Source organism: Kitasatospora sp. NPDC088391, assembly GCF_044753345.1.
Lineage (GTDB): Bacteria > Actinomycetota > Actinomycetes > Streptomycetales > Streptomycetaceae > Kitasatospora.
Map to the genome: position 1 here is coordinate 146,185 of NZ_JBIVNB010000001.1, position 22,569 is coordinate 168,753.

Consider the following 22,569-nt stretch of genomic DNA (forward strand, 5'->3'; position numbering starts at 1 on the left):
CCACTTCAATCTGGTCAACCGTACGGACCGAACTCGCGCACGAAATTCTCCGCGGACTCCCCGCCCGGCCCGTCCCGCTGACACCGCGTCAGGGGCCGGGCGGGTGCCCGCAGCGGCTCAGCCGATGGCGACGTCGTCGAGCAGGAAGACGGTCGACAGGTAGGCGTCCTCGGTGCCGGCGAACTCCAGCTTCACGCTCCTGCCCTTGTAGGCGGACAGGTCGACGGTCCGCTGCACGTACCCGGCGCCGGCGTTGGCGTTGGAGTAGGTGGCCAGGGTGGTGCCGTTGACGTTGACCTTGAGGGTGTCGTAGGCGGTGCTGCCGGACTCCTGGGTGCTGACCTTCAGCCAGAAGGTGAGCTTGGGGCTGCCGGTGGCCGGCACCGCGATGTTCGACTGCGACAGCGACTCGATCGCGGAGGTGCCGTAGCCCATCATCCAGGCGTACCAGGAGCCGCCGTGCGCGCCCTGCAGGGTGGAGTCGGTGATGTCGTTGTCGCTCTGCGTCCAGCCGGTGGCACCCTGCTCGAAGCCGCCGTTGGTCAGCGCGTTGCCCGTCGGGGTCGGCGTCGAGGTCGGCGTGGGCGTGGACGTCGGGGTCGAGGTGGGCGTGGACGTCGGGGTGGGCGTGGGCGTGCCGGTGCCCGGGTCGGGCAGGGCGGTGCCGATCGAGACGGCGGCCCACGCCTTGGAGACGAGGTAGCGCTCCTGCGAGTCGGCGCCGTACAGGTCGGCGGCGGCGTTCAGGGTGGCGGTGCGGGCGGAGGCGTAGTTGGTGGTGGAGGTCATGTAGACGGTCAGCGCGCGGTACCAGACGGCGGCGGCCTTGTCGCGGCCGATGCCGGTGAAGGTGTCGCCGTTGCACGGGGTGCCGTTGTGCGGCAGGCCGCCGATGGTCTTGGCGCCGGTGCCCTCGGCCGCCAGGTAGAAGAAGTGGTTGGCGATGCCGGAGGAGTAGTGCACGTCCACCGAGCCCGCGTTGGAGCCGTAGCAGGAAAGCGAGTTGCCGTCGGCGGCCGGGTTGTCCATCCGGCGCATGTAGCCGCCCGGCATGTTGAGCTTCTCGCCGATGTAGTAGTCACCGGGGTCCGAGCTGTTGTTGGCGGAGAACTCGACCATGGTGCCGAAGATGTCGGAGGTGGCCTCGTTCAGGCCGCCGCTCTCGCCGGAGTAGTTCAGGTTCGCGGTGGCGGCGGTGACGCCGTGGCTCATCTCGTGGCCCGCCACGTCCAGGGCGGTGACGGGGGTGTTGCCGTTCTGCGAGGAGCCGTCGCCGAACGACATGCAGAAGCACGAGTCGTCGTAGAAGGCGTTCAGCAGGCTGCTGTCGACGTGCACGTACGCCGGGGCGCCGCGGCCGTCGTTGCGGATGCCGGAGCGGTTGAAGGCGTTCTTGTAGAAGTCCCAGGTCCTGGCGAGGCCGTAGGAGGCGTCCACGGCGGCGCTCTCCCGGCTCGACGTGGAGCCGTTGCCCCAGGAGTTGGCGGACTTCGAGAACGTCCGGGCGTTCTGCTTCGGGTTCGACTGCGGGCTGTTGTAGGAGTCGTAGACGATGGTGCCGCCGTGCGCGGCGTCGGTGAGGGTGTAGCCGCTGCCGGACTGGGTGGTCTCGACGGCGACCTGGCCGACGGTGACGCCGTTGCCGGTGCCCGCGACGCCCTGGTGCAGTTCGTACTGGTCGAGCGGCGCGCCGCTGGCGGCGTCGACGATCACCGCCTCGCGGGAGTTCGCGCCCGCCTCGCCGTCGCCGGTGACGGTCGAGCGGTACGCCAGCACGGGGACCTTGCCGACCGCGTACACCACCAGGGTGCTGCCGTCCGAGGAGCCGGACTTGGCGTTCCTGACGTGCTTGGCGTGCTCGACGGCGGCGGCGGAGGCGTCGGCCGCGCTCAGCTTCGGCGTGGTGCCGGCGACGCGCAGCGCCCCCGGGTGGGCCAGGTCGGAGCCCGTGGCCCTGCCGTCCTTGCCGTAGTGGACGACCAGGTCGCCGCCGATGACGGGCAGGCCGCGGTAGGTGCGGTCGTAGCGCACGTGCCGGGCACCGTCGGTGTCGGCCAGCACGTCCTTCGCGACCAGGCGCTCGTCCGCGCCGAGGCCGAGCGACCTGGCGACGGCGGCGGCCTCCCGGTCGGCGGTGCGCAGCGCCTCGGTGCGGGCGTCGGCGCTCATCGCCCGGAACCCGGCGCCGGGGCGGACGGTGGGGCTGGCGGCCGCGGTGGACTGGGAGGCCACCACCGTCACGGTGCCCAGGGCGAGGGCCGCGGCGACGGCGGCGGCGAGGGCGTTCTTGCGGGGCATGACGATCCTTCCGCCGAGCCGGGTTGGGGAGAGGACCGCAGGACGTCGTCTGGGGGGTGGGGGACGTTCGGCGGCCGTTGGCTCGGCTGTGGCCATGAGGCTAGGGAAGGCGGGGGGCGGCCCACATCGGGGCAACCCCTTGACCTGGACCGGAGGGGCCCGGTTGGCGCACCATGGCCCGATGCCAGACTCCGTGACGTGGCCGGACCGACCCGGGGAAGCGGCCGGTGCCGGGCCGTCGACACCACCCGCGCTGCCGACACCGCCCGCACTGCCGGTCCTGCCCGCACTGCCGGTGCTTCCGGTCCTGCCGGACGAGGCGCACGGCGCCTGCCGGGTGGTGCTGTTCGGACCCCCCGGCATCGGCAGGACCACCGCGGCCGGCCTGCTCGGGCAGCGGCTGGGCCGGCCGGTGCTGCGGCTGGCCCCGGGGCCGCAGGACGCCCTGGTCCCGTACGCGGGACTGCTCGAACTCGCGCTCGCCCTGGAGCCGTCGGCGGCCGCGCGGGAACTCGCGGCGGCCCTGGACGAGGCCCCCTCCCCCGGACACGCCGGGGCGTCCCTGCGGCTGCGCCGGCTGACCGCGGCCGCGCTGCGGGAGGCGCCGCCGCTCACCCTGGTGGTGGACAACGCCCAGTGGCTGGACCCGGCCGGCGCGGCCGTCCTGGGCTGGGCGCTGCGCCTGGTCCCGGACCTCCCCGTGGTCGTGGCCGAACGCACCTGGCGGCCGGGCTCCGGCGGCCACTGGTGCGGGGAGGACGCGTACCCGCTGCGCGTCCCGGCCCTGACGGCCGCTCAGGTCGCGGCCCTGCTGTCGCCGCACCTCCCGGACCCTCGCGCGGCCGCCCGCATCCACGCGCGCAGCGGCGGGAACCCGGCCCTGGCACTGGCCCTCGCCGAGGGCGCGGGCCAGGACCCGGACGACGGGGACGGGTCGGTCCTGCCGGCGGCGGCCCGGCGGCTGGTGGGCGAGTGGATCGACGAAGTACCGCCCGCGGTACAGGAGTTGCTGACCCTCGCCGCGCTGGACGACCGGCCCGATCTCGACCTGCTGGGCCGCCTGGCCGGTCCGGCGGCCGGGCAGTTGCTGGCCGAGGCCGCGGCGGCCGGGCTGGTCGACCTCGACCGGCCCGACCGGGCGGTCCGGTTCACCGCCTCCGCCGTCGGCGCCGAACTCGCCGCCCGGCTGCCGGAGGCCGCCCGCCGACTGCTGCACGCCCGGCTGGCCGCCGCGAGCCCCGACGGCCTCCGCCGCGACCGGCACACCGTGCTGGCGGCCGACCCGCGCGCGGCCCGGGACACCGCCCGGGACGCGGCCCGCGCCGCCGGACGCGCCCGGCTGCGCGGGGAGCACGCGCTGGCGGCCGAACTGTCCCTCCTCGCCGCCGAGCGCACCCCGGGCGAGGACGCCGCCCTGCTCGCCGAACGGGCCCTGACCGCGGTGCGCGACGCCGCGCACTACGGCGACCTCCCGCGCGGCCGGGCCGCCGCCCGCCTCCTGCTGCACCGGGAGATCGCCCCCGCCCTGCGCGTCGACACCCTGATCGCCCTGATCGACGCGAGCGGCCAGCACCTGCAGGACGCGGACCGCCTGTTCGCCGACGCCCTCCACGCGGCGGCCGACCGGCCCGACCTGACCGGGCGCGTGCTGCTCCGGCGGTCCGTCTGGGCCAACGTCAACGAGGGCGACCCCCACGGGGCCTGCCGGCTGGCCGAGCAGGCCGCCGCCCTGGCCGGGGCCGCCGGCGACACGGCCACCACCGCCATGGCCCTCACCATGCAGGCCCGGCTCCGGCGGCTCCTGGGCCGTCCCGGGGCCGAGGAGGCGCTGGCCCGCGCCCTGTCCCTGCCACGCACCGCCGGCGTGCCCGCCAACGGCACGCCGCAGCACCTCGCCGCCCGGCACGCCCTCTTCGACGACCGGCCCGACCGGGCCCGCGGCGCGCTGCTGCCGCTGCTGGTGGAGGCCGAGCGGGCGGGGGACGCCGAGGCCACCGTCGACGTCCTGCGCGGCCTCGCCGAGGCCGAACTGCGCGCCGGGCGCTGCGCCAGGGCCCTCGACCATGCCCGCCGCGCGCAGGACCTGACCGACCGCACCGCCCTGTCGCCCGCCCCGGCCTGCTACACCTCCGCCCTGGTCGAGGGCGCCGCCCGGAGCACCGGGGCGGCCCTCGCGCACGCGCGCCGGGGCGTCGAGACCTCCCGGCAGCAGGACAACAAGGTCTTCCTCTCCCGCAACCTCTTCGCCCTCGGCCACCTCCTGCTGGTCACCGGTCGGCCGAAGGAGGCCCTGGCGGCGCTGGAGGAGGTGCGCGCCCTGGAGGCGCTCCAGCAGGTCCGCGACCCGTCGGTGCTGCGCTGGCACGCCGACCTGGCCGAGGCCCTCGTCACGCTGGGCCGCCCCGACGAGGCCCAGGACCTGCTGGACGCGGTCGGCCGGACCGCGACCGGCCTCGGCCGCGACTCCGTCCTCCCGTCGCTCGACCGTGTCCGGGGCCTCGTGGACGCCGCCCGCGGCGACCACGACGCCGCCGCGCACCGCCTCACCGCCACCGCCGAGCGCCTGCACCACCTGCCGCTGGAGCGCGGCCGGGCCCTGCTGGCGCTCAGCCACACCGAGCGGCGCGGGCGCCGTCGCGCCGGTGCCCGCGCCGCCGCGCAGGGCGCCGCCGACCTGTTCGCCGCCCACGGGGCGGTCCCCTGGGCGGAGGCGGCCGCGCAGGCCCTGCGCCGGCTGGAGCCCGCCGCCGCGGACGGCGGCCCGCTCCCCCGCCTCACCGCCGCCGAGCGGCGCTGCGCCGAGCTGGCCGCCGGCGGGGCGAGCAACCGCGACATCGCCGCCGCCCTCACCGTCAGCGTGAAGACGGTCGAGGCGACCCTCACCCGGGTCTACCGGAAGCTCGGCGTGGGGTCGCGCGTCCAGCTCGCCCGCGCGGTCGCCCCGGCGGGCGAGTGATCGCCGCCGGGGCGGTGTCCGGGCCCCGGGTCAGGGGGCGGGCGGGGTGGCGAAGGGCGCGCTCCAGGTCTGGTTGGGCTGGTGGGTGCCGCAGGTGTAGGCGGCGACGGGCTTGGCCTTGTCGTTGACGGCACCGCCGGCGATGTCGGCGCAGAGCCCGTTGGCCTTCAGCTGCCCGGCCAGACTGTAGCTCCAGAGCTGCTTGGGGTCGGCGCCGTCGCAGGTGCGCAGCTTGAGCCCGGCGGACTCGCCGGACAGGCAGAGGCCGGGCGCGGCCAGGGAGTTGATCCGGCCGTCGGCCTGGCGCTGCCACTGCTGGTTGCCGCCGCCGTGGCAGTCCCAGAGGCCGACGGTGGTGCCGGCGGTGGCGCCGTTGTAGGCGTCGAGGCAGTAGGCGTAGCCCTGGAAGCCGGGCTGGGCGGCCTGGATCTGGCCGGTGGGCAGGGCGGTGCCGCAACTGCCGGGCGCGATGGTGTACATGACGTTGTCGTGGGCGCCGACGGTGGCGGTGATCGAGCCGGTGACCTGTGAAGTGGTGTGGTTCCACAGGTCCTTGGCGGGGCGGGCGCAGCCGGTGTTGCCGAAGCCGATCCGGGACAGGTCGATCGTGACGGCGGTGGCGGTGGCGTTCTTGTTGACCACGACCACGGCGCGCGAGCCGTCGGCGAGCGGCTTGACGACGGTCTCGGTGCCGGCGCCGGTGGTGGCGCCGTCGCGGGCGGCGAGGTAGCCGCCGGCGGTGGTGTCCTGGTCGACGGCGATGATGTCGGCGTTCTTCAGGATGCCCAGCTGGGTGGCGTAGGCGGCGGGGTCGGCGGCCATCTTCCGGACGTCGGTGCTGAGCATCAGCGGCGAGCCCATCGCCGACCAGAGGGCGAACTGGCTGCGCTGCTCGGCGGGGGTGAGCTGGTTGTTGTCGCCGATCAGCAGCATGTCGGCGTCGTTGTGGTTGCCGGGGCCGTTGTAGCGGGCCAGCGCGACGGTGTCCTCGAAGTTCTGCAGGACGCCGCCCTCGTAGTAGTCGCCGCCGTGCGGCCAGTCCCAGGCCGAGGTGGTGGCGGAGTGCCAGACGGCGATGTCGGGGCTGACCCGCCACATCTGGCCGAGGCCGCGCACCCACTCCTGGGCGTTGTACTTCTCGGCGCTGGTGGGGCCGTACCCGGCGGGGGCCGACTCGTTGAAGAGGATCTTGCGGGCGGTGTTCGCGGTGGCGGTCCTCAGCGCGTTGGCGAAGGTGGTGAACTCGCCCTGGCGGTTGCTCTGGGTGGTGCCGCAGTTGTCGACCTTGATGGAGTCGACGCCCCAGTAGGCCAGCGAGTTCGCGTCCGCCTGCTCGTGGCCCATGATGCCGCCGGGCACGCCCTGGCAGGTGTTGACGCCGGAGGTGGTGTAGAGGCCGGCCTCCATGCCCTGGCCGTGCACGTAGTCGGCGTAGCCGGTGAGTTCCCAGTCGAAGCCGGGCTGGCTGCTGCCGCCCCAGGTCGCGGCGCCGTGCAGGTAGCCGGCACTGGTGCGCTGCATCCAGCAGTCGTCGACGGTGAGGTTGGTGTAGCCGGCGGCGACCAGGCCGGTGTCCTTCATCGCCTTGGCCTGGTCCTGCATGAACTGCTGGAACGAGTAGCCGTCCCGGGTGCCGTCGAGCCGGGCCTGGGCGGCGCAGGTGAAGCGGGCCCAGTTGTTGAAGCCCATCATCGGCTTCACCCCGATCGGGGTGCTGGTGTTGGCCGCCGTGCTGTCCGCGGCGGCCGGGGCTCCGGCGGCCACGGCCAGCCCGGCGGTGACGACGGCTGCGGTACAGGCCCCGAGCACGCGGTGGTGCCATCGCATGGGTTCTCCTGATTGCTTCGGAGTGAGCAAACTTGAGCGATACCCGCCACTGGCGAGCATGTTCGAGCAAGAGTGGCGAGGCGGCGCCCGGCCGTCAAGGGATTCGGCGCGACGCCCCCGCCCCGGGGGGCCGGTTCCGTCGCCCCCCTTCCCATCGAGCAGTCGATGCGCAAGTATGCACAAACATGCTCGATCGAGCGTCAGATGAAGCACATCCGATCACCCCCGTCGGCTTCCTGACGCACCGTCGGCCACCCCGCGCCCCTCCGCCCCGCGCCCCTCCGCCCTCCCCCGCAGGAGCCGCCCCCATGACGAACTCCGTCCCCCGCCGCGCCTTCCTCCGCTCCGCGTCCGCCGTGGCCGCCGCCGCGGCCGTCGGTCTGCCCGGGCTCCCCGGGCTCCCCGGCGACGGCCGGGCCTTCGCCGCCGTCCCGCCGTCCGGACCGGCGACCGTCGCCAAGGACCCCCGGCTGGCTCCGGTCGAGCACGTGGTGGTCCTGATGCAGGAGAACCGCAGCTTCGACCACTACTTCGGCACCCTCCAGGGCGTCCGCGGCTTCGGCGACCACACCGCGATCGACCTGCCCGGGACGGCGGCCGGGCCGTCCGGCCGGAGCGTCTTCCAGCAGCCCCGGGGCACCGGCTCGATCTTCCCCTGGCGGCTCAGCGCCGGCGCCGCGGGCTGGGAGGGCTCGGAGTGCCACGTCGGCGCGGGCGGCCACGCCTGGAGCGACCAGCACGCCGCCTGGAACGGCGGGCGGATGGACAACTGGTACGCGGCCAAGAGCGGCACCGGCCTGACCATGGGGTACATGAACCGGGCGGACCTGCCGTACAACTACGCGCTGGCGGACGCCTACACCATCTGCGACGCCTACCACTGCTCGATCATCAGCAGCACCGGCCCGAACCGGAACTACCTCTGGTCCGGGTCGATCGGCGCGGGCCTCCCGGGTGCCAACCAGGTCAGCTACAACGGCGGCGACTTCCGCCGCTCCGGGCAGAACTGGCAGACCTACGCCGAGGGGCTGGAGGCCGCCGGGGTCGACTGGAAGGTCTACCAGGTCTACGACCGGAACGCGGCCAAGAACTACGGCGACAACGCCCTCGAGTACTTCGCGCCCTTCCTGACCGCCGACCCCGCGCAGGATGGCACCGGCGACCCGGCGCTGTGGCGCAGGGGCGTCGCCGGCGTGCCGTACGGCGGCGGGGACGTGGCCGACGCGCTGATCGCGGCACTGCGCGCGGACGTGCTCGGCGGCACCCTGCCCACGGTGTCCTGGATCGTCACCGACTACGCCAACTCCGAGCACCCGGACGCCAGTCCGAGCGTCGGCTCGACCTTCGCCGGGCGGGTGCTGGAGACCCTGGGCCTGGACCGGGCGGTCCTCGACTCCACCGTCTTCCTGCTCACCTACGACGAGAACGACGGCTTCTTCGACCACGTCCCGCCGCCGGTCCCGGCCGATCCGAACGACGCCGCCGAGCACGTCTCGGGGGTGCCGATCGGCCTCGGCTTCCGCGTCCCGATGATCATCGTCTCGCCGTGGACCCGCGGCGGCCGGGTCAACTCGCAGGTCTTCGACCACACCTCGGTACTGCGCTTCCTGGAGGCGCTGACCGGCGTCCGGTGCCCGAACATCGGCGCCTGGCGGCGCGCCGTCTGCGGCGACCTCACCTCGGCCTTCGACTTCGCCCACCCGGTCTTCGGCCCGCTGCCCGCGCTGCCCGCGCCCGTCCCGGCCGGGCACCCGCTGATGACGGGCGCGGCCTGCGCCACCGTGGCCGCCCCGGTGCCGCCCGCCGGCAGCGGCGCCCGGCCCGCCCAGGAGCCCGGCAACCGGACCGCCTGCCCGCTGCCGTACCAGGCCAACGCGTACCTGGACCGCTACGAGGGGACGTCCGCCGGCGGCACCCAGAAGGTCTGGCTCAACCTGGAGAACCTGGGCGCGCAGGCCGCCTCGGCCGCGCACCTGGCGGTGTACGCCAACGCCTTCCGCGGCGGCGGCCCCTGGCAGTACACCGTCGGGCCGAACGCCGCGACCAGCGACTTCTTCAACATCGGCGCGGGCTCCGGCGGCGGCAAGTACGACCTGACCGTCACCGGCCCGAACCGCTTCCTGCGCCGCTTCAGGGGCGACACCGGCACCGCGAACGGCCGCTGGGCCCGGGTGAAGAGCTACTTCGCCCCGCAGGCCGACCCGCTCGCCCTGTGGTTCCGGCTCACCAACGACCACCCCACCGACCAGGCCGTCTTCACCGTCACCTCGAACAACTACCGCACCGGCGCCTGGACCTACACGGTGGGACCGGGCGGGAGCGTCTCGGACTTCTTCAACCAGCAGACCTACGCCAGGGGTTGGTACGACTTCACGGTCACGGTCGGCTACGACCCGAACTTCTCCCAGCGCTTCGTCGGGCACATCGAGAACGGCGCGTTCGGCACCACGGGGTCGGTGGCCTGACCTGCGGCCCGACCCCGCGGCCCGACCCCGCGGCCCGGCGCGGTGGTCAGCCGGCGGACTTGCCGGACCTGCGGACGGCCTTCTTCGCGGCGCGCTCCTCGGTGGGCGCGCCCGCGGTGGCCAGGGTGCCGCTGGAACTCTCCAGGTGGGCGCGGACGAACCACTGGTACTGCTCCAGGTCACGGAGCTGCTCGATCAGCAGGTCCTCGGTGGCGGGGTCGATGTCGCCGGCCTGCTTGACCGCGGCCCGCAGGTCGGTGATGACGCCGGCGTAGACCAGGTCGAGCGCCCCGAGGTGGGCGATGGCGTCGGCGCGGCCGACGGCGTAGTCGTCCCAGCCGCGCTCGGCGACCAGCCGCCCGGGCGTGCCGTGCGCGACACCGCCGAGGGTGGCGATCCGCTCGGCGACGTCGTCGGCCATCTCGCGGACCCGGTCGACCTGGGGGTCGAGCATCTCGTGCACGGCGATGAAGTGCGGGCCGACCACGTTCCAGTGGACGTGCTTCAGGGTCAGGTGCAGGTCGTTCAGCGCGTGCAGCCGCCCCTGCAGGGTCACGATCAGCTCGCCCCCCTGCTCGGTGGTCAGGCCGGGGACGGTGTAGGCGGGGCGGTCGGCGGCACGGTTGCTGCGGGCCACGGCGGGGCCTCCTCGATCGGGTGGTTGCGGTGTACGCCGCAGCGCCTCCCCGATTCCGGACGGTTCATGGCCCCGGCCGCGGGAAATTCTCCGGGCCGGTCGCTCAGGGCGCCGTCGCGGCGAGGGCGGCCCGGGCCTCGGGGGCGCGGAGCGGATCGAACTGCGGGTCGACGGCCAGCGCCCGGGAGAGGTCGGCCCGGGCCTCGCCGGTCCGGCCGAGGGCGAGCTCGATCGCGCCGCGGTGGTAGTGGAACAGCGCGTTGTCCCAGCCGTGGGCGAGGGCCAGGTCGGCGTGGCGGAGCGCCTCGGCGTCGGCACCCGCCCGGTGCAGGGCCCAGGCGAGCGCGTCGGCGACCAGGACCTGGTGGCGGCGGCCCCATTCGGCCCGCAGCAGGTCCACCGCCCGGGCCGGGTCGCCGTGGTCGGCCTCGAACTGACCGAGCGTCAGGTCGTCGACGACGCCGTTCGCGGCGGCCAGGTCGGACTCGGCGCGCAGCAGCCGGTACTGCTCGGCGGCCTGTTCACGGTGGCCGAGCGACTCGTGGAGTTCGCCCAGTTCCAGCAGGTACTGCGGCTGCGGGACCCGGGCGGCGGCCTGCGCGTAGTCGGCGAGCGCCTCGTCGGTGCGCCCGAGGGCGGCCTCGGCGCGGGCCCGGCCGGCCAGCGCGGCGGTGTACGTCGGGTCCGCGGCGAGGGCCTGCCGGTAGCCGTCGAGGGCTTCCGCGGCGCGGCCCGCGTTCCGGTCCAGCTCGGCCAGCTGGTAGCGGCAGAACGCCCGGTCGGCGGGGTCGTAGGCGCCCGCCAGGGCCTGCCGCAGGGCGTTCGCGGCGTCCTCGGGGCGGCCGTGCTGTTCGAGGTCGTAGGCGGCCCGGGTGAAGGAGGCGGTGCCCGGGTGCAGGTCGAGCAGCCGTTGGGCGGCCTCGGTGGCGCCCGCGTCGTCGCCGAGCTGGGTGCGGGCGTCGGTGAGGACGGCCCAGGCCTGCCAGTGCAGCGGCGCGTCGGCGAGCGCCCGCTGCGCGTGGTCGGCGGCGTCGGCGAAGCGGTGCCGGGCGTTGGCGAGGGCGCCCAGTCCGGTGAGCGCGTCGGTGTTCGCGGCGGGGGCGAGTTCCAGCGAGCGGTGCAGCGCCTCGTCGGCCTTGGGGTAGAAGGAGGCGTCGGCGGTCAGCCGGGCCTGTTCGACGTACTCGCCGCCGAGCCGGGCCCAGGCCGGGGCGTCCCCGGGGCGGGCCCGCAGGTGCTGCCGGTCGGCCTCGATCGCGGCGGCGAGCGTGCCGCCCGGGGGCGGCGCGGCGGCGTGCGCGGGCCCGGCGGTGGGGGCCTGCGCGGGTGTCCCGGTCAGGCCGCCGGCCGCGGCGAGGGCGGCGCACAGGGCGACGGTGGTGAGCGCGAGGGGAAGACGGCGCACGGGGTGCTTCCTCGGTCGGCGGCGTGGCCGGCGGCGGCCCCGGGGCGGGGCCGCCGCGCGGACGGTCACTTCTGGTTGACGGCCTTGTCGTAGGGGAGCGCCAGGTACGGGAAGGTCGCGGCGAACGGCCTGTCGGGCCCGTTCACCTTGTCGCCGGCGGCCAGGGCCTGGACGAACTTCCCGGGGGTGGCGCCCTCGACGACCTGCAGGGCGATGTCCACGACGTCGTCGCCGAGGCGGCGGCCGTTGGGGAAGCCCTGGAAGTCGCCGTTCAGGACGCCGAGGCGGTCCGGGTTCGGCGCCACCGGGGTGGACATGTTCAGGCGCAGCTCCTCGGCGGGGACGAACCGGTTCGGGTCGATGTCCCGGTTCATCAGCTGGGAGTTGAGGTCGACGGCGAGCGGGCCGTCGGCGGCCTTGGCGATGCCGGTCAGGAAGATCTCCTGGAGGTCGGTGCGCGGCGCGGCGGGCGCGGGCAGGCCGTAGATCGCCTGGACCAGCTTCGGCACCTCCGGGTCGAGGACCTTGGCGACCACGGCGGGCTGGTTGTGGTCCTCGGACGGCGGCAGCGCGTTGAACGCGTCCTTCAGGCCGGCCGGCACGACGACCTCGTTGACCAGCGGGTTGCCCAGCCGCGACACCTGCACGTACTTCCCGGCGGGGGTGGCCTTGCCGGGGCTGAGCTTCAGGGTCTGCTTCTCGGTGCTCGACCAGACGCCGATGACGGGGTTGCGGTTCGGGTCGCCCCGGTACGCGAGCCGGCTCTTGGGCAGTTGCAGGGCGACCGAGTTGACGTTGTACCCGGCCAGGGTGTTCTGGCCGACCTCGGAGAGGTCGCCGCCGTACAGCAGGTCGAAGACCCGCAGGTCGAGGAAGAACGGGTCGGCCGCCTGGGTGGCCACCGTCTGTCCGCCGCCCGGGAGTTGGGCGGTCGCCTGCTGGCGCAGCCGGCCGTAGTCGGGCATCGAGGCCCGGCCGGTGTCCGAGGGCGCGGCCTGCCCGTGCTCGACCAGGGTCACCGGGTCGCAGTCGGGGCGCAGTTCCTGGAGCGTGTAGTACTGGCGGAACCGCAGGGTGTCGTCGCCGAGGTTGTTCACCGGGCCCTTGTTGTACAGGAAGGTGTCGGTGCCGCGGAGGTCCTCGGTGTGGAAGGTCCACCGGTAGGTCAGGTCGGGCTTGCCGGTGCCCTGCGAGTCGATGTTGATGTCGTAGTGCGCGCCGTCCGCCCACGGGTAGAAGTTCGGGCCGCCGTTGGGCTCCTGGAACGGAAGCCAGTTGGCGACCAGCGTGACCGTGTCGGGATTGTCGGGGCTGGTGAAGGCGTACAGGTCGGTGTTGTCGACCTGCGGGTCGGCGGCGGTCAGCGGCGCCTCGCGGTGGCTGGAGGCCGCGGAGGTGCCGGCGCCCGTGCCGAGCAGGGCGGTGCCCGCCATGCCCAGGGCCAGCGCGGTCAGGGCGGCGGCGGCGCGGGCCGCCGGGCGGCGACCGGCGGAACGACGGGGAAGGCTCGTCATGGAGTCTCCGAGGGGGTGTCGGTTCCCTGCGTGCGCAAGGCTGGTGCGCATGCGCAGCGGGAGCGGTGGACTGCGGATGTCGTTCGGCGGGTCGGCCACGACGTACTCTGCTGGGCCGACACCCCGGGTTCGCCGGAAACGGGCCTCCGGCGTGGTCGGGTCACCCTCCCGGCCCAGCACGGTCACCCGTCCGGCCGCGGCGTCCGGCCGCGCCGGTGGACACGGCCGACGCCCGGTCGGGACAGTGTGCGGGCCCAGCGCCGAAACCCTGCCGCGCCGCCAGCCCGCACGGGGCACCCGCGCCCACCGCCGTCCCGTTCCCCGGAGGCACCGCGTGGCAGTCCGTCCGTCCCCCGTCCGACCTTTGCTTCTCCGGCCGTTGCTGCTCCGACCGTGCGCCGCCCTCGGCGCCGCCCTGGCCCTCACCGCCCTGACCGCGCCGGCCGCCCGGGCCCACCCGCTCGGCAACTTCTCGGTCAACCACTACCTCGGCCTGACCGTGCGCGCCGACGGCACCGACGCGCTCGCCGTCACCGACCTCGCCGAGATCCCCACCCTCCAGGAGCGGTCCGCCACCGACACCGACCACGACGGCACCGTCGACGACGGCGAGCGCGCCGCCCGGGCCGCCCGCGAGTGCGACGCCACCGCCCACCGCGTCCGCCTCACCGCCGACGGCGGCCCCGTCCCCTGGACGGTCGTCTCCGCCGCGTTCGACTACGGGGACGGCGCGGCCGGACTGCCCACCAGCCGGCTGGAGTGCCGCCTGCACACCGACCGGGGCCCGGCCCGGAACGGCAGCGGGTTCCGCGTCGAGACCGGGGCCGACCCCTCCCGGGTGGGGTGGAACGAGATCACCGTCCGGGGCGAGGGGGCCGCCGTGGACCGCTCCGACGTCCCGGCCGAGTCGGTCAGCCGGGAACTGCGCGACTACCCGAAGGACCTGCTCGACGCACCCGAGGGCGTCACCACCGCGACCTTCCACGCCCGCCCCGGCCCGGGCGCCGCGACTGCCGCCCGGAGCGCGGCAGCGGGCCGGACCGCCGGACCGCTCGCCGCCCTCGACGCCCGTCTCGCGGCCCTCGGCACCGCCCGGCACCTGACCCTGCCGCTGGGCCTGCTCGCCGTCCTGCTCTCGCTGCTCCTGGGCGCCGGCCACGCCCTGCTGCCGGGACACGGCAAGACCGTGATGGCCGCCTACCTGGCCGGGCGGCGCGGGCGTCCGCGCGACGCCGTCACCGTCGGGGCCACCGTCACCGCCACCCACACCGCGGGCGTCCTCGTCACCGGCCTGCTGCTCACCTCGTTCTCGGCGCTCGCCGGCGACCTGCTGCTGGCCCGCCTCGGTGTCGTCAGCGGCGCGCTCGTCCTGCTGCTCGGCGCGCTGCTGCTGCGGGACGCGCTGCGGTCGCGCCCCCGCCCCGGAGCGCCGGCCGCCCCGGTGATCGCCGAGCAGCGGCAGCCCGCGCCGCATCCCGTCCTGGTGGGCCCGACCGGGTCCGCCGCCGCCCGGCCGCACCCGGACGGGCCCGGGCACGGCGGGGCTCACGACCACGGGCACGGGCACGGGCACGACGAAGCGCACGCGCACGGGCACCACCACCACGGGCACACGCACGACGAGGGACACGCGCACCACGACGGGCACGGCCACGGCCACGGCCACCGCCACGGCCTGTTCGGTCGGCAGCACCGGCACGACCACCACCACGGCCACCCGCACGACCGTCCCCGGGGCGCGGAACGCCGTCGGCTGATCGGGCTCGGGGTGGCGGGCGGGCTGGTGCCGAGTCCGTCCGCGCTGGTGGTGCTGCTGGGTGCGGTCGCGCTCGGCCGGACGCTGTTCGGGGTGGCGCTGGTGGTCGCCTACGGCGTCGGGATGGCGGCGACGCTGACCGGGGCCGGCCTGCTGCTGGTCGGCCTCGGCCACCGGCTGGAGCCGTTGGCCGCCCGCCCCGTCCCGGCCCGGCTCCGGGCCCTCTTCCCGTACGGCTCGGCCCTGACCGCCCTGCTGGTCCTCGCGGTCGGCGCGGGCATGGTCCTGCGCAGCCTGCCGTCCGCACTCTGAACTCCGACGCCCCCTCAGGAGACCCCACGTGTCCACCCGTTGGACGGCGCCGCTCCGCCGCGCGCTGCTCGTCGCCGTACCGGTCCTGCTGCTGGCCGGCTGTTCCGGCCCGGAGCGCGGCAGCCTCGACGCCCAGCCCGCGACCCCCTCGCCCCCGTGCCTGGTCCACCAGTCCCGGGAGCCCGCCGAGCGCTACACCGCCGGGCGGGACGCCGACACCGCGGCGGTGCTGGAGATGATGCGCTACTTCACCGCCCACGGCAGCGCCCCGTACTGCGACGGGAAGCCGCCCACCGCCACGGACCTCGCCTGGCGGCGGCTCTACACCGGGCTCGGCGGCGATCCGGCGAAGGTCCCGCTCCGCTGACCCGGGGCCGGGCTGCTCCGAACGGGTGAACCTCGGCGCGGGCACCGAGCCGGCGGCCCTCCCCCGGCGAAGGACCGGTGTGCGCGGAGCCAACGGGTCGGCCTTCCGCGCACCGCGGGGGCGGGACGCCCGGCTGGCACCATGGCGTCCCGCCCCCGTCCCGTCCCCGCTTATCGGGAACGGGCCCCGGCCGCCGGACTCCGGTCACCGCTTCACTCGAACGAGTGCAGTCCACCCGGCCCACCGAGCCGCAGCGGTCCGGGGGTCGAAGGCCGGTCGAGCGGGGCCCAGGATTCGGACGGGCTCCGGACCGAGACGAGGCATGATGGCCACAGAGCACATCGACTCCCGGCTGCTGGCGGAACTCACCGAGCAGTCCGAGGACTTGAACAGCGACGCGCAGCGTGTGACGCGCGCCGCGCTGAGCGATTTCGGGCAGGTCGCCGGGCCGCGGCCGCGCTGGTGGCGGCGCGGCGGGGTGCTCGCCGGAGCGGCGGGCGCGGCCGCGCTGTGGGGCACCTCCCGGGCGCTGGCCGCCTCCGCCTCGGCGAGCGCGGACGACGTGATGGCGCTGCAGACCGCCGCGTCGATCGAGAACCTCGCCGTGGCCGTGTACAAGGCCGCCGCCGGCCTGTCGTTCATCAAGGACGGCAACAAGACCGTGGCCGCGTTCATCACGAAGACCACCGCGCAGCACGAGGCCCACGCCAAGGCGTTCAACTCCGCCGCCACCCAGGCCGGCGGCAAGGCCCAGAACCAGCCGGACCCGAAGTACAAGGCGGTGGTCGACCAGGCGCTGCCCACCCTCAAGGGCCCCGCCGACGTGGTGAAGCTGGCCATCACCCTGGAGGACGTGGCCGCGCAGACCTACACCAAGAACGTCACCCAGGTCTCCTCGCCCGAACTGCGCAGGCTGTTCGCCTCGGTCGCCCCGGTCGAGGCCCAGCACCGCGCGGTCCTGCTCGCCGTGCAGGCGCTGCTCGCCGGCAACGCCGCCGACCTGGTCACCATCCCGGTCGATCCGGCCAAGCTGCCCGCCGCGGCCGGCAGCGTCGGCTTCCCCGACGCCTTCTACAAGACCGACAACGCTTCGCCGATCACCGAAGGGGCCGTCAAGTGACCACGCACGACTGGGAACTGCCCATCAGCGAGGCCGAGCTCTCCCGCCTGACCCGCGACATGGAGGAGGCGCACCGCGCCACCCTCCCGGCGATGCGGGCGGGCGCCGTCGACCTGGCCGCCGAGATCCGCGACCGCCGGGGCGCCCCCGACGCCGGGCGGCGGCGCTTCCTGCTCGGCCTGGGCGGGGCGGCGGCCGCGCTGACCCTGGCGGCCTGCTCCAGCGGCGGCTCCGGCGGCGGGGCCTCCTCCGCGTCCCCGTCGGACGCGATGTCGGGCCCGGGCTCGGCGGCGTCCGGGCAGTACACCGGCGACCTGAAGGTCGTCGCGCTCGCCACCGCGCTGGAGAACCAGGCCGTCGGCGCCTACCAGGCGGCGCTGGACGCCGCCAAGGCCGGCAAGCTCGGCACCGTGCCGCCCGCGGTGGCGACGTTCGTCACCACCGCCATGGGCCAGCACGCCGACCACGCCAAGGCCTGGAACGGCGTCCTGACCGGCGCGGGCAAGCCCGCGATCACCGGCGTCCCGCTGTCCAACCAGCCCGCCACCCTGGACGCGCTCGGCAAGGCCGCCACCGTCGGCGACGTCGCCAAGCTCGCCCTCCAGCTGGAGGACCAGGCCGCCCAGACCTACCTCTTCGCGACCTACAACGTCACCAGCCCCGGCGGCATCGCCACCGCCGCCACCATCGCCCCCGTCGAGGCCATGCACGCCGCCATCCTCAACTACGTCCTCGGCCAGTACCCCGTCCCCGACGACTTCCTCCCCGTCGACAAGGCCGCCAGCCCCACCCTCCTCACCGTCTGACCGGCGGATAGCTACCGCCCCCGGGCTCGGCGGGCGGTAGCGCTGCGGAACCGAGGCGTCGTGCGTGCGCCGGGGCGGCGAAGGAGCATGGTGGGAAGGGGTGCTCGGCACCCCGGCAGCCCGCCCGATCGGAGGATGCCATGTCCGTCAGCCGTCCCCTCCCCGTCCCCGCGGGGGTGATGGGTCACTCCGTGCCCACCGCGACGCCCGAGTGCGAGTCCTCGACCACGCACGGCATCTCCACGCCCGAGGCGGTGGAGTTGCACTCGGCCTGGCCCGGGTGGGCCCCGCTCCTCGTCATCACGCTCATGGTGGTGTGTGCCGTCGGATTCGCCGTGGGGCGGATCTTCGGCTGGTGAGCGGCGGTCCCCGCCCCCGGAGGACGTGGGGGCGGGGACCGCGGTGCCGGGGGTGCCGGGGCCGGCGGAGCGTCAGGAGTGCAGGGAGACGTCCGTGTTCTTGGTCCGCAGGGTGGGCGGCAGGGGCTGGGCGCCGGAGTTCCGGACGGCTTCGGCGCGGGCCGCGTGGAAAGCCTCGACCGGGTCGCCCTGCGCGGACCAGACGTGGGAGCCGCACCAGCGGCCGATGGTCCGGAACTGCTCCAGCGCCTCGGCGGGCATCCCGGCCTCGCCCAGGTGGTGGGCCAGCAGGTGGCGCAGGCCGGGGAGGCGGTCGTCCTCGGGCCGGACGGCGTCCAGGGCCCGGGCGACGGCCGCCAGCCGGGCCCGGGCGGCGGGGCCGGTCGGGAGGCCGGACTTGCGTTCTTCGAGCTCGGACAGCGCGTGCAGGTAGAGGCCGGGGAGCGGGCTCCCCGCCGGGGCTGCGTCCATCGCCTTCTCGGCGAAGGCCATCATCCTGCCGTTGGTGCCGAACCACTTGGCGCACCAGTACTGCATGCCCTGCCAGTGGCCCTCGTAGTGGTGCGGGGCGCGGGCCACCAGGCCGTCCCAGAGCGGCTGGAACTGCTCGGGCTTGTACTGGGCGCCGCGGGCCGCCGTCACCATGACCACCCACGGGGCCGGGTTCTCGGGGTCGAGCAGGGCGGCCCGGCGGGCCGCCTCGATGGCCGCGGGGAGCAGTTCGCGGAACCGGGCCATGTTCTCGGCCGGGACCTCCTTGGCGAACCCGCCGCCGCGGATCTCCCAGGCCCGGTGCACCTGGAGGTCGGCCTCCAGGGCGGCGGCGTCGCAGTTGTCCGGGTCGGCGGCGCGCCAGGCGGTCAGCCAGGCGTCGTCCCGGCGGGCGATCGCGCGCAGCAGTTCGAAGCGGGACCAGCGCTCGTCCCAGTCGGTGCCCGGTGCCGCGACGTGCGTGGCGGCGGTCCGCCAGTCGCCGTTCCAGGCGGCGTCGGCGACCGCCTGCGACTGGCGGCGGACGTGCTCGGGCGACGGCGGGCCGCCGCGGGTCGGGTCGAGCGACTCGCGCGGCACCAGGCCGTACGCGGCGGCGTCGAAGGAGACCGGGGCGCGGCGTCGCGGGCGGGGCTTCGGCGCGGGGGCGGCCGTGCTCCGGCTCCGGTAGCTGCGGAGCAGGGAGATGATCAGGATGGGGGCCACCAGGACCAGCAGGTGTGTCACGGGTGGAGATCTTCCCTGCCGGGGCGGCGGACGGCAATGGGGAATTCCGGAACCCGTCCGCCGACGAACGGCCGCCCCGTGCCCGCCGCCGCCCGGGCGGGCCGCGGGCCGCCTCCCTGACGGTCCGTCACCCCCCGCCGCACCGTCGGACCGGTCGGGTCCGGGTCGGGCGGCGCGCCGCTTCCTGCCGGAAAGGGTGACAGGTGTCGGCGTCGGGGTCTACGGTCAGCACACGGCCCAATGGCAGCGCCATGTGAGCCCCCGTCCCGGACGACCCACACTCGCCCGGGGACGGTTCCGGCCGGTGGAGCAGTAACCGGCCGCAGCCCGGCCTCCGGGGTGCCCCCGCCCTCCCCTGTCGCGGGCGCCCCGGAGGGCCCGGCGTGGCGACCGCGCCACTCGTTCGGGTGGTGGCGGCGCCGTACCGCCGACCGGCCGGCCGGGCTCCGCCGACACTCGGTGGGGAAAGCCGCAACGGGCTTTCGCAGCGGAGCTGTTGACGGGGCGTCGGCCGCAGCCGCCCGCCCCGGCACGACCGCTCTCCGAGCGAAGGGGAACGACGATGACCGAAGCGATGACCGGAGCGGTGGCGGCCGCGGGCCCGGGGACGGCGATGTGGCTGTTCGGGCAGGACTGGACGTTCACCACCGTCCCGGACTTCGGCGACATCCGGGCCTACGCGAAGGCCCTGCTGGTCGCCGCCCGGGGCGACGGCGTCCTCGCCCCGGAGGAGCGGGACTGGGTCCTGGGGTACATCGGCACCCTCACCGGAGGGGACCGGGGCCTGCTGCGGGAACTCGCCGCGTACCCGGCCGACGAGGACGTGGTCGCCCTGGTCGAGGGATCGGCGGTGCTCAGCCGGGTCGCCCGCGTCCCGCTGGTCTTCGACGCGCTCCGGGCCTGCGACGCGGACGGCGTCATCGCCCCCGGCGAGATCGAGCAGATCAAGCGGCTGGCCGCCGCCCTGGGCATCCCCGAGGAGACCGTGGACCGGCTCCAGGAGGCCCACCACCGGGAGAAGGCCGCCCGGGCGGCCCGGATCGCCCTGGTCTTCCCGGACGGCACCCCGTACTAGCGCCCGTGCGGTGGTGATCGGTCGGCGGGGCGCAGCGTCGGGGGGCGGTACTAGCCTGCGGGGGTGACCGGAACCGAGTTGGACGAGTTGATCGTCGCCGACCGCGCGGCGCTGCGCGCGTGGCTGCTGGACCACCACACCGTCTCTCCCGGCGTGTGGCTGGCCCTGACCAGGAAGGGCGGCAGCGTCACCGCGCTGACCTGGCAGCAGGCGGTGGACGAGGCCCTGTGCTTCGGCTGGATCGACGGGCAGGCCCGCAAGCGGGACGAGGAGAGTTCCTGGCGGCGGCTCACGCCCCGTCGGCCCCGCAGCGTCTGGTCGCTGCGCAACGTCGCCAACGTGGCCCGGCTGGAGGCGGCCGGTCTGATGCTGCCCGCCGGTCGCGCCGCGGTGGACGCCGCGAAGGCCGACGGGCGGTGGACGGCCGCCTACGCGCCGTCGTCGGAGGCGGAGGTGCCGGACGACCTGCGGGCCGCGATCGCGGCCGACCCGGCGGCGCAGGCGATGTTCGAGGTGCTCACCAGGACCAACCGCTTCGCGCTGATCAACCGGGTCGAGACCGCCAAGCGGGCCGAGACCCGCGCCCGGCGGATCGCCGAGTACGTGGCGATGCTGGCCCGGCACGAGACGCTCCATCCACAGCGGGCCCGGCCGGCGGACCCGCGGCCCTGAGACCGGAGGGCGTGCGGGTCCCCCGCCGGGACGCCTCCGCCGCCCGTGACGGTCCGTCGGGCCCGGCGGAGGTGTTCGAGCAGTCGGTAGGCCCGGTCCTCGACGGCGGCGAGCAGGGCCGGAGGCCAGGGAGCGGGGATCGGGGATCAGGGCCGGGCCCGGGCGGGGGGTCGCCGGGCCCCGGGGCTGGGGGTCAGCGGTTGCGGAAGTGGGCGGGCGGGGTCTTGGCGAGGGTGGTGATGTAGTCGGCGGTGGCGAGGGGCGAGCCGGAGAGGTCGGCGAGTTCGGCGAAGGCCTCGGCCAGCCGGTCGGCGTGCGGGGCGAGGCGGCGGACCCGGGTGTCGAGGGCCGGGTCGATCGCGCGGACCTGTTCGGGGGTGAGCAGGTCGTGGGCCACCAGCCAGGTGGTGCGCCTGCGGAGTTCGTCGAGGGCGTAGACGGCGGCGAGGGCCTGGGCGGCGGTGCGGGCCGGGCCGTCCGGGAGGGCGTCGACGGCGGTTCGGGTGGCGGCGAGGATCTGCCGCTGGCCGTGCGTCTCGCCGAGGGTGCGCAGCGCGACCGTGTGCGGGTTCCAGGCGTCGAACGGGTCGGTGCCGGCGGCCTCGGCGGCGGCGACGTCCCGGCGGATGCCGAGGGCCATGGCGCGTTCCTGGACGGCGAGCAGGTCGGGCAGCAGGTCGGGGTCGTCGACCGGGCGGCCGGTGGCGGCCGGTGGTGGCGGGGACGGGGGCGGGGTCCTCCTCGGGGGTGGCGCCGACGATGGCCCGGGCGGCGTCCATCACGATCAGCAGGTTGTCGCCGCCGCCGGCGTTGAGCATGTGGCCGAGGCCCTGGTAGGAGAGGAACCGGCTGCTGGAGAGGGCGCCGAGCACGCCGCAGCGCAGTCGGCACTCGGCGGTGGTGGCCTCGGTGGCCCAGGCGGTCATCGCCTTGGTCAGGGCCAGCGCGGCGTTGATGTCGACCCAGGGGGCCCAGGTCATGGTGCCGGTGGGGGCGGGGTCGGCGGGCCGGTCCCGGCGCCAGGAGGCGATCAGGGCGGCCCGTTCGGCCTGGGCCTGGTGGGCGCGGCAGCTGACGGCCAGGGCGGTGGCCAGGCAGGAGAACAGCGGGCGCTGCTGGGAGAGGTGGTCGATGAGCGGGCGGGCGGTGCCGAGCCGGGCGAGCGTGGTGCGCCGGGTGGCCAGGTGCAGCGCGGTGGCGGCGCTGGTGCGGGTGACCTGGGCGAGCGCGCCGGACATCCCGGCCCCAGACGTTCTGGACGGCGGTGAGCGAGCGGGCCAGTCGGCGGTCGCCCCGGTGCGGGTCGTGGAAGGTGCCGTCGGGGCCGATGGCGGCGCCGTCGCCGAGCCAGGCCGAGTGGGGTAGGCGGACCCGGTCGAATCCGGCGAGGGCGTAGTCCAGCGGGACGACGTCGGCGGGCACGGTGGTGATGGTGACGCCGGGGCGGAGGCCCTCGGGGCCCTCCAGTTCGACGAGGAAGGGGAACGCGCCGCGGTCCAGGCCCCCGACGATCAGCCGGGCGTTGACGACGGCCAGGCGGCGCAGGCCGGGCATGCCGATGTTGCCCATGAACTTCTGGGCGGCGTCGTCGGGGGTGTGCAGCACGAAGCCGCCGGTCCCCGGGTCGTGGGTGACGGTGGTGCGGACGCTCAACTGGCTGTTGCTGCTGCCGAGTTCGGTCACCAGGAGGTGGCCGATGGCGCGGGCGGAGGCCAGCGCGTCGCGGGCCTCGGCGTGCTCCGGGGAGTCGGGGACGAGGTCCTCCAGGAAGGACAGCGCCAG

15 protein-coding genes and 1 pseudogene are annotated in these 22,569 nt (G+C 75.5%); 8 read left to right on the forward strand and 8 right to left on the reverse strand.

Annotation, left to right across the window (positions count from 1 at the left end; all coding sequences use genetic code 11):
* Positions 1-117: 117 nt before the first annotated feature.
* Positions 118-2,298 (reverse strand): M4 family metallopeptidase, encoded by a 2,181-nt coding sequence (locus tag ACIQBJ_RS00610; RefSeq protein WP_400701081.1) that lies wholly within the window; start codon positions 2,296-2,298, stop codon positions 118-120.
* A 181-nt stretch (positions 2,299-2,479) separates the two neighbouring features.
* Between ACIQBJ_RS00610 and ACIQBJ_RS00615 the strand changes: the two genes are divergently transcribed.
* On the forward strand, positions 2,480-5,254 hold the full coding sequence (locus ACIQBJ_RS00615) for a LuxR C-terminal-related transcriptional regulator (RefSeq protein WP_400701084.1): 2,775 nt from the start codon (positions 2,480-2,482) through the stop codon (positions 5,252-5,254).
* 30 nt (positions 5,255-5,284) lie between these two features.
* On the opposite strand, the gene ACIQBJ_RS00620 is transcribed toward ACIQBJ_RS00615, so the two are convergent.
* Positions 5,285-7,081, reverse strand: a complete 1,797-nt coding sequence (locus ACIQBJ_RS00620) for a ricin-type beta-trefoil lectin domain protein (protein WP_400701087.1) — start codon at positions 7,079-7,081, stop codon at positions 5,285-5,287.
* Between the two features lie 308 nt (positions 7,082-7,389).
* Here ACIQBJ_RS00620 and ACIQBJ_RS00625 point away from each other — a divergent pair, with 308 nt between their 5' ends.
* Entirely contained in the window at positions 7,390-9,546 is a 2,157-nt protein-coding gene (locus tag ACIQBJ_RS00625) for a phosphocholine-specific phospholipase C (RefSeq protein WP_400701090.1), read from the forward strand.
* Between the two features lie 46 nt (positions 9,547-9,592).
* Here ACIQBJ_RS00625 and ACIQBJ_RS00630 read toward each other — a convergent pair whose 3' ends face one another.
* The 3 genes from ACIQBJ_RS00630 to ACIQBJ_RS00640 all read right to left on the reverse strand — a co-directional run bounded on the left by ACIQBJ_RS00630 (position 9,593) and on the right by ACIQBJ_RS00640 (position 13,102).
* A complete protein-coding gene (locus ACIQBJ_RS00630; protein WP_400701093.1) occupies positions 9,593-10,183 on the reverse strand; it encodes a Dps family protein in 591 nt (196 codons plus the stop codon).
* A 103-nt stretch (positions 10,184-10,286) separates the two neighbouring features.
* Positions 10,287-11,588 carry a hypothetical protein gene (locus ACIQBJ_RS00635; protein WP_400701096.1) on the reverse strand — a complete coding sequence of 434 codons (1,302 nt, stop codon included), beginning with the start codon at positions 11,586-11,588 and terminating at the stop codon, positions 10,287-10,289.
* A 65-nt stretch (positions 11,589-11,653) separates the two neighbouring features.
* Complete coding sequence (locus ACIQBJ_RS00640) at positions 11,654-13,102, reverse strand: DUF4331 domain-containing protein (RefSeq protein WP_400701099.1); 1,449 nt, start codon at positions 13,100-13,102, stop codon at positions 11,654-11,656.
* A 379-nt stretch (positions 13,103-13,481) separates the two neighbouring features.
* Between ACIQBJ_RS00640 and ACIQBJ_RS00645 the strand changes: the two genes are divergently transcribed.
* The 4 genes from ACIQBJ_RS00645 to ACIQBJ_RS00660 all read left to right on the forward strand — a co-directional run bounded on the left by ACIQBJ_RS00645 (position 13,482) and on the right by ACIQBJ_RS00660 (position 17,463).
* Complete coding sequence (locus tag ACIQBJ_RS00645) at positions 13,482-15,170, forward strand: high frequency lysogenization protein HflD (RefSeq protein WP_400701102.1); 1,689 nt, start codon at positions 13,482-13,484, stop codon at positions 15,168-15,170.
* 28 nt (positions 15,171-15,198) lie between these two features.
* Positions 15,199-15,537 (forward strand): hypothetical protein, encoded by a 339-nt coding sequence (locus tag ACIQBJ_RS00650; protein ID WP_400701105.1) that lies wholly within the window; start codon positions 15,199-15,201, stop codon positions 15,535-15,537.
* A 322-nt stretch (positions 15,538-15,859) separates the two neighbouring features.
* Positions 15,860-16,657, forward strand: coding sequence for a ferritin-like domain-containing protein (locus tag ACIQBJ_RS00655; protein WP_400701108.1), 798 nt, complete (start codon positions 15,860-15,862; stop codon positions 16,655-16,657).
* The gene (locus ACIQBJ_RS00660; protein WP_400701111.1) at positions 16,654-17,463 is read left to right on the forward strand and encodes a ferritin-like domain-containing protein; all 810 of its coding nucleotides are present in this window, start codon (positions 16,654-16,656) and stop codon (positions 17,461-17,463) included. Before ACIQBJ_RS00655 ends, ACIQBJ_RS00660 begins: the two co-directional genes overlap by 4 nt.
* A gap of 431 nt (positions 17,464-17,894) precedes the next feature.
* On the opposite strand, the gene ACIQBJ_RS00665 is transcribed toward ACIQBJ_RS00660, so the two are convergent.
* Positions 17,895-19,040 carry a hypothetical protein gene (locus tag ACIQBJ_RS00665; protein ID WP_400701114.1) on the reverse strand — a complete coding sequence of 382 codons (1,146 nt, stop codon included), beginning with the start codon at positions 19,038-19,040 and terminating at the stop codon, positions 17,895-17,897.
* A gap of 562 nt (positions 19,041-19,602) precedes the next feature.
* Between ACIQBJ_RS00665 and ACIQBJ_RS00670 the strand changes: the two genes are divergently transcribed.
* A complete protein-coding gene (locus ACIQBJ_RS00670) occupies positions 19,603-20,115 on the forward strand; it encodes a hypothetical protein (RefSeq protein WP_400701117.1) in 513 nt (170 codons plus the stop codon).
* Between the two features lie 63 nt (positions 20,116-20,178).
* Positions 20,179-20,787 carry a YdeI family protein gene (locus ACIQBJ_RS00675; RefSeq protein WP_400701120.1) on the forward strand — a complete coding sequence of 203 codons (609 nt, stop codon included), beginning with the start codon at positions 20,179-20,181 and terminating at the stop codon, positions 20,785-20,787.
* A gap of 193 nt (positions 20,788-20,980) precedes the next feature.
* On the opposite strand, the gene ACIQBJ_RS00680 is transcribed toward ACIQBJ_RS00675, so the two are convergent.
* Complete coding sequence (locus ACIQBJ_RS00680; protein WP_400701123.1) at positions 20,981-21,427, reverse strand: acyl-CoA dehydrogenase; 447 nt, start codon at positions 21,425-21,427, stop codon at positions 20,981-20,983.
* A 130-nt stretch (positions 21,428-21,557) separates the two neighbouring features.
* Positions 21,558-22,025 (reverse strand): annotated as a pseudogene (locus tag ACIQBJ_RS00685) (hypothetical protein); the annotation flags it as partial.
* Positions 22,026-22,569 lie beyond the last annotated feature (544 nt).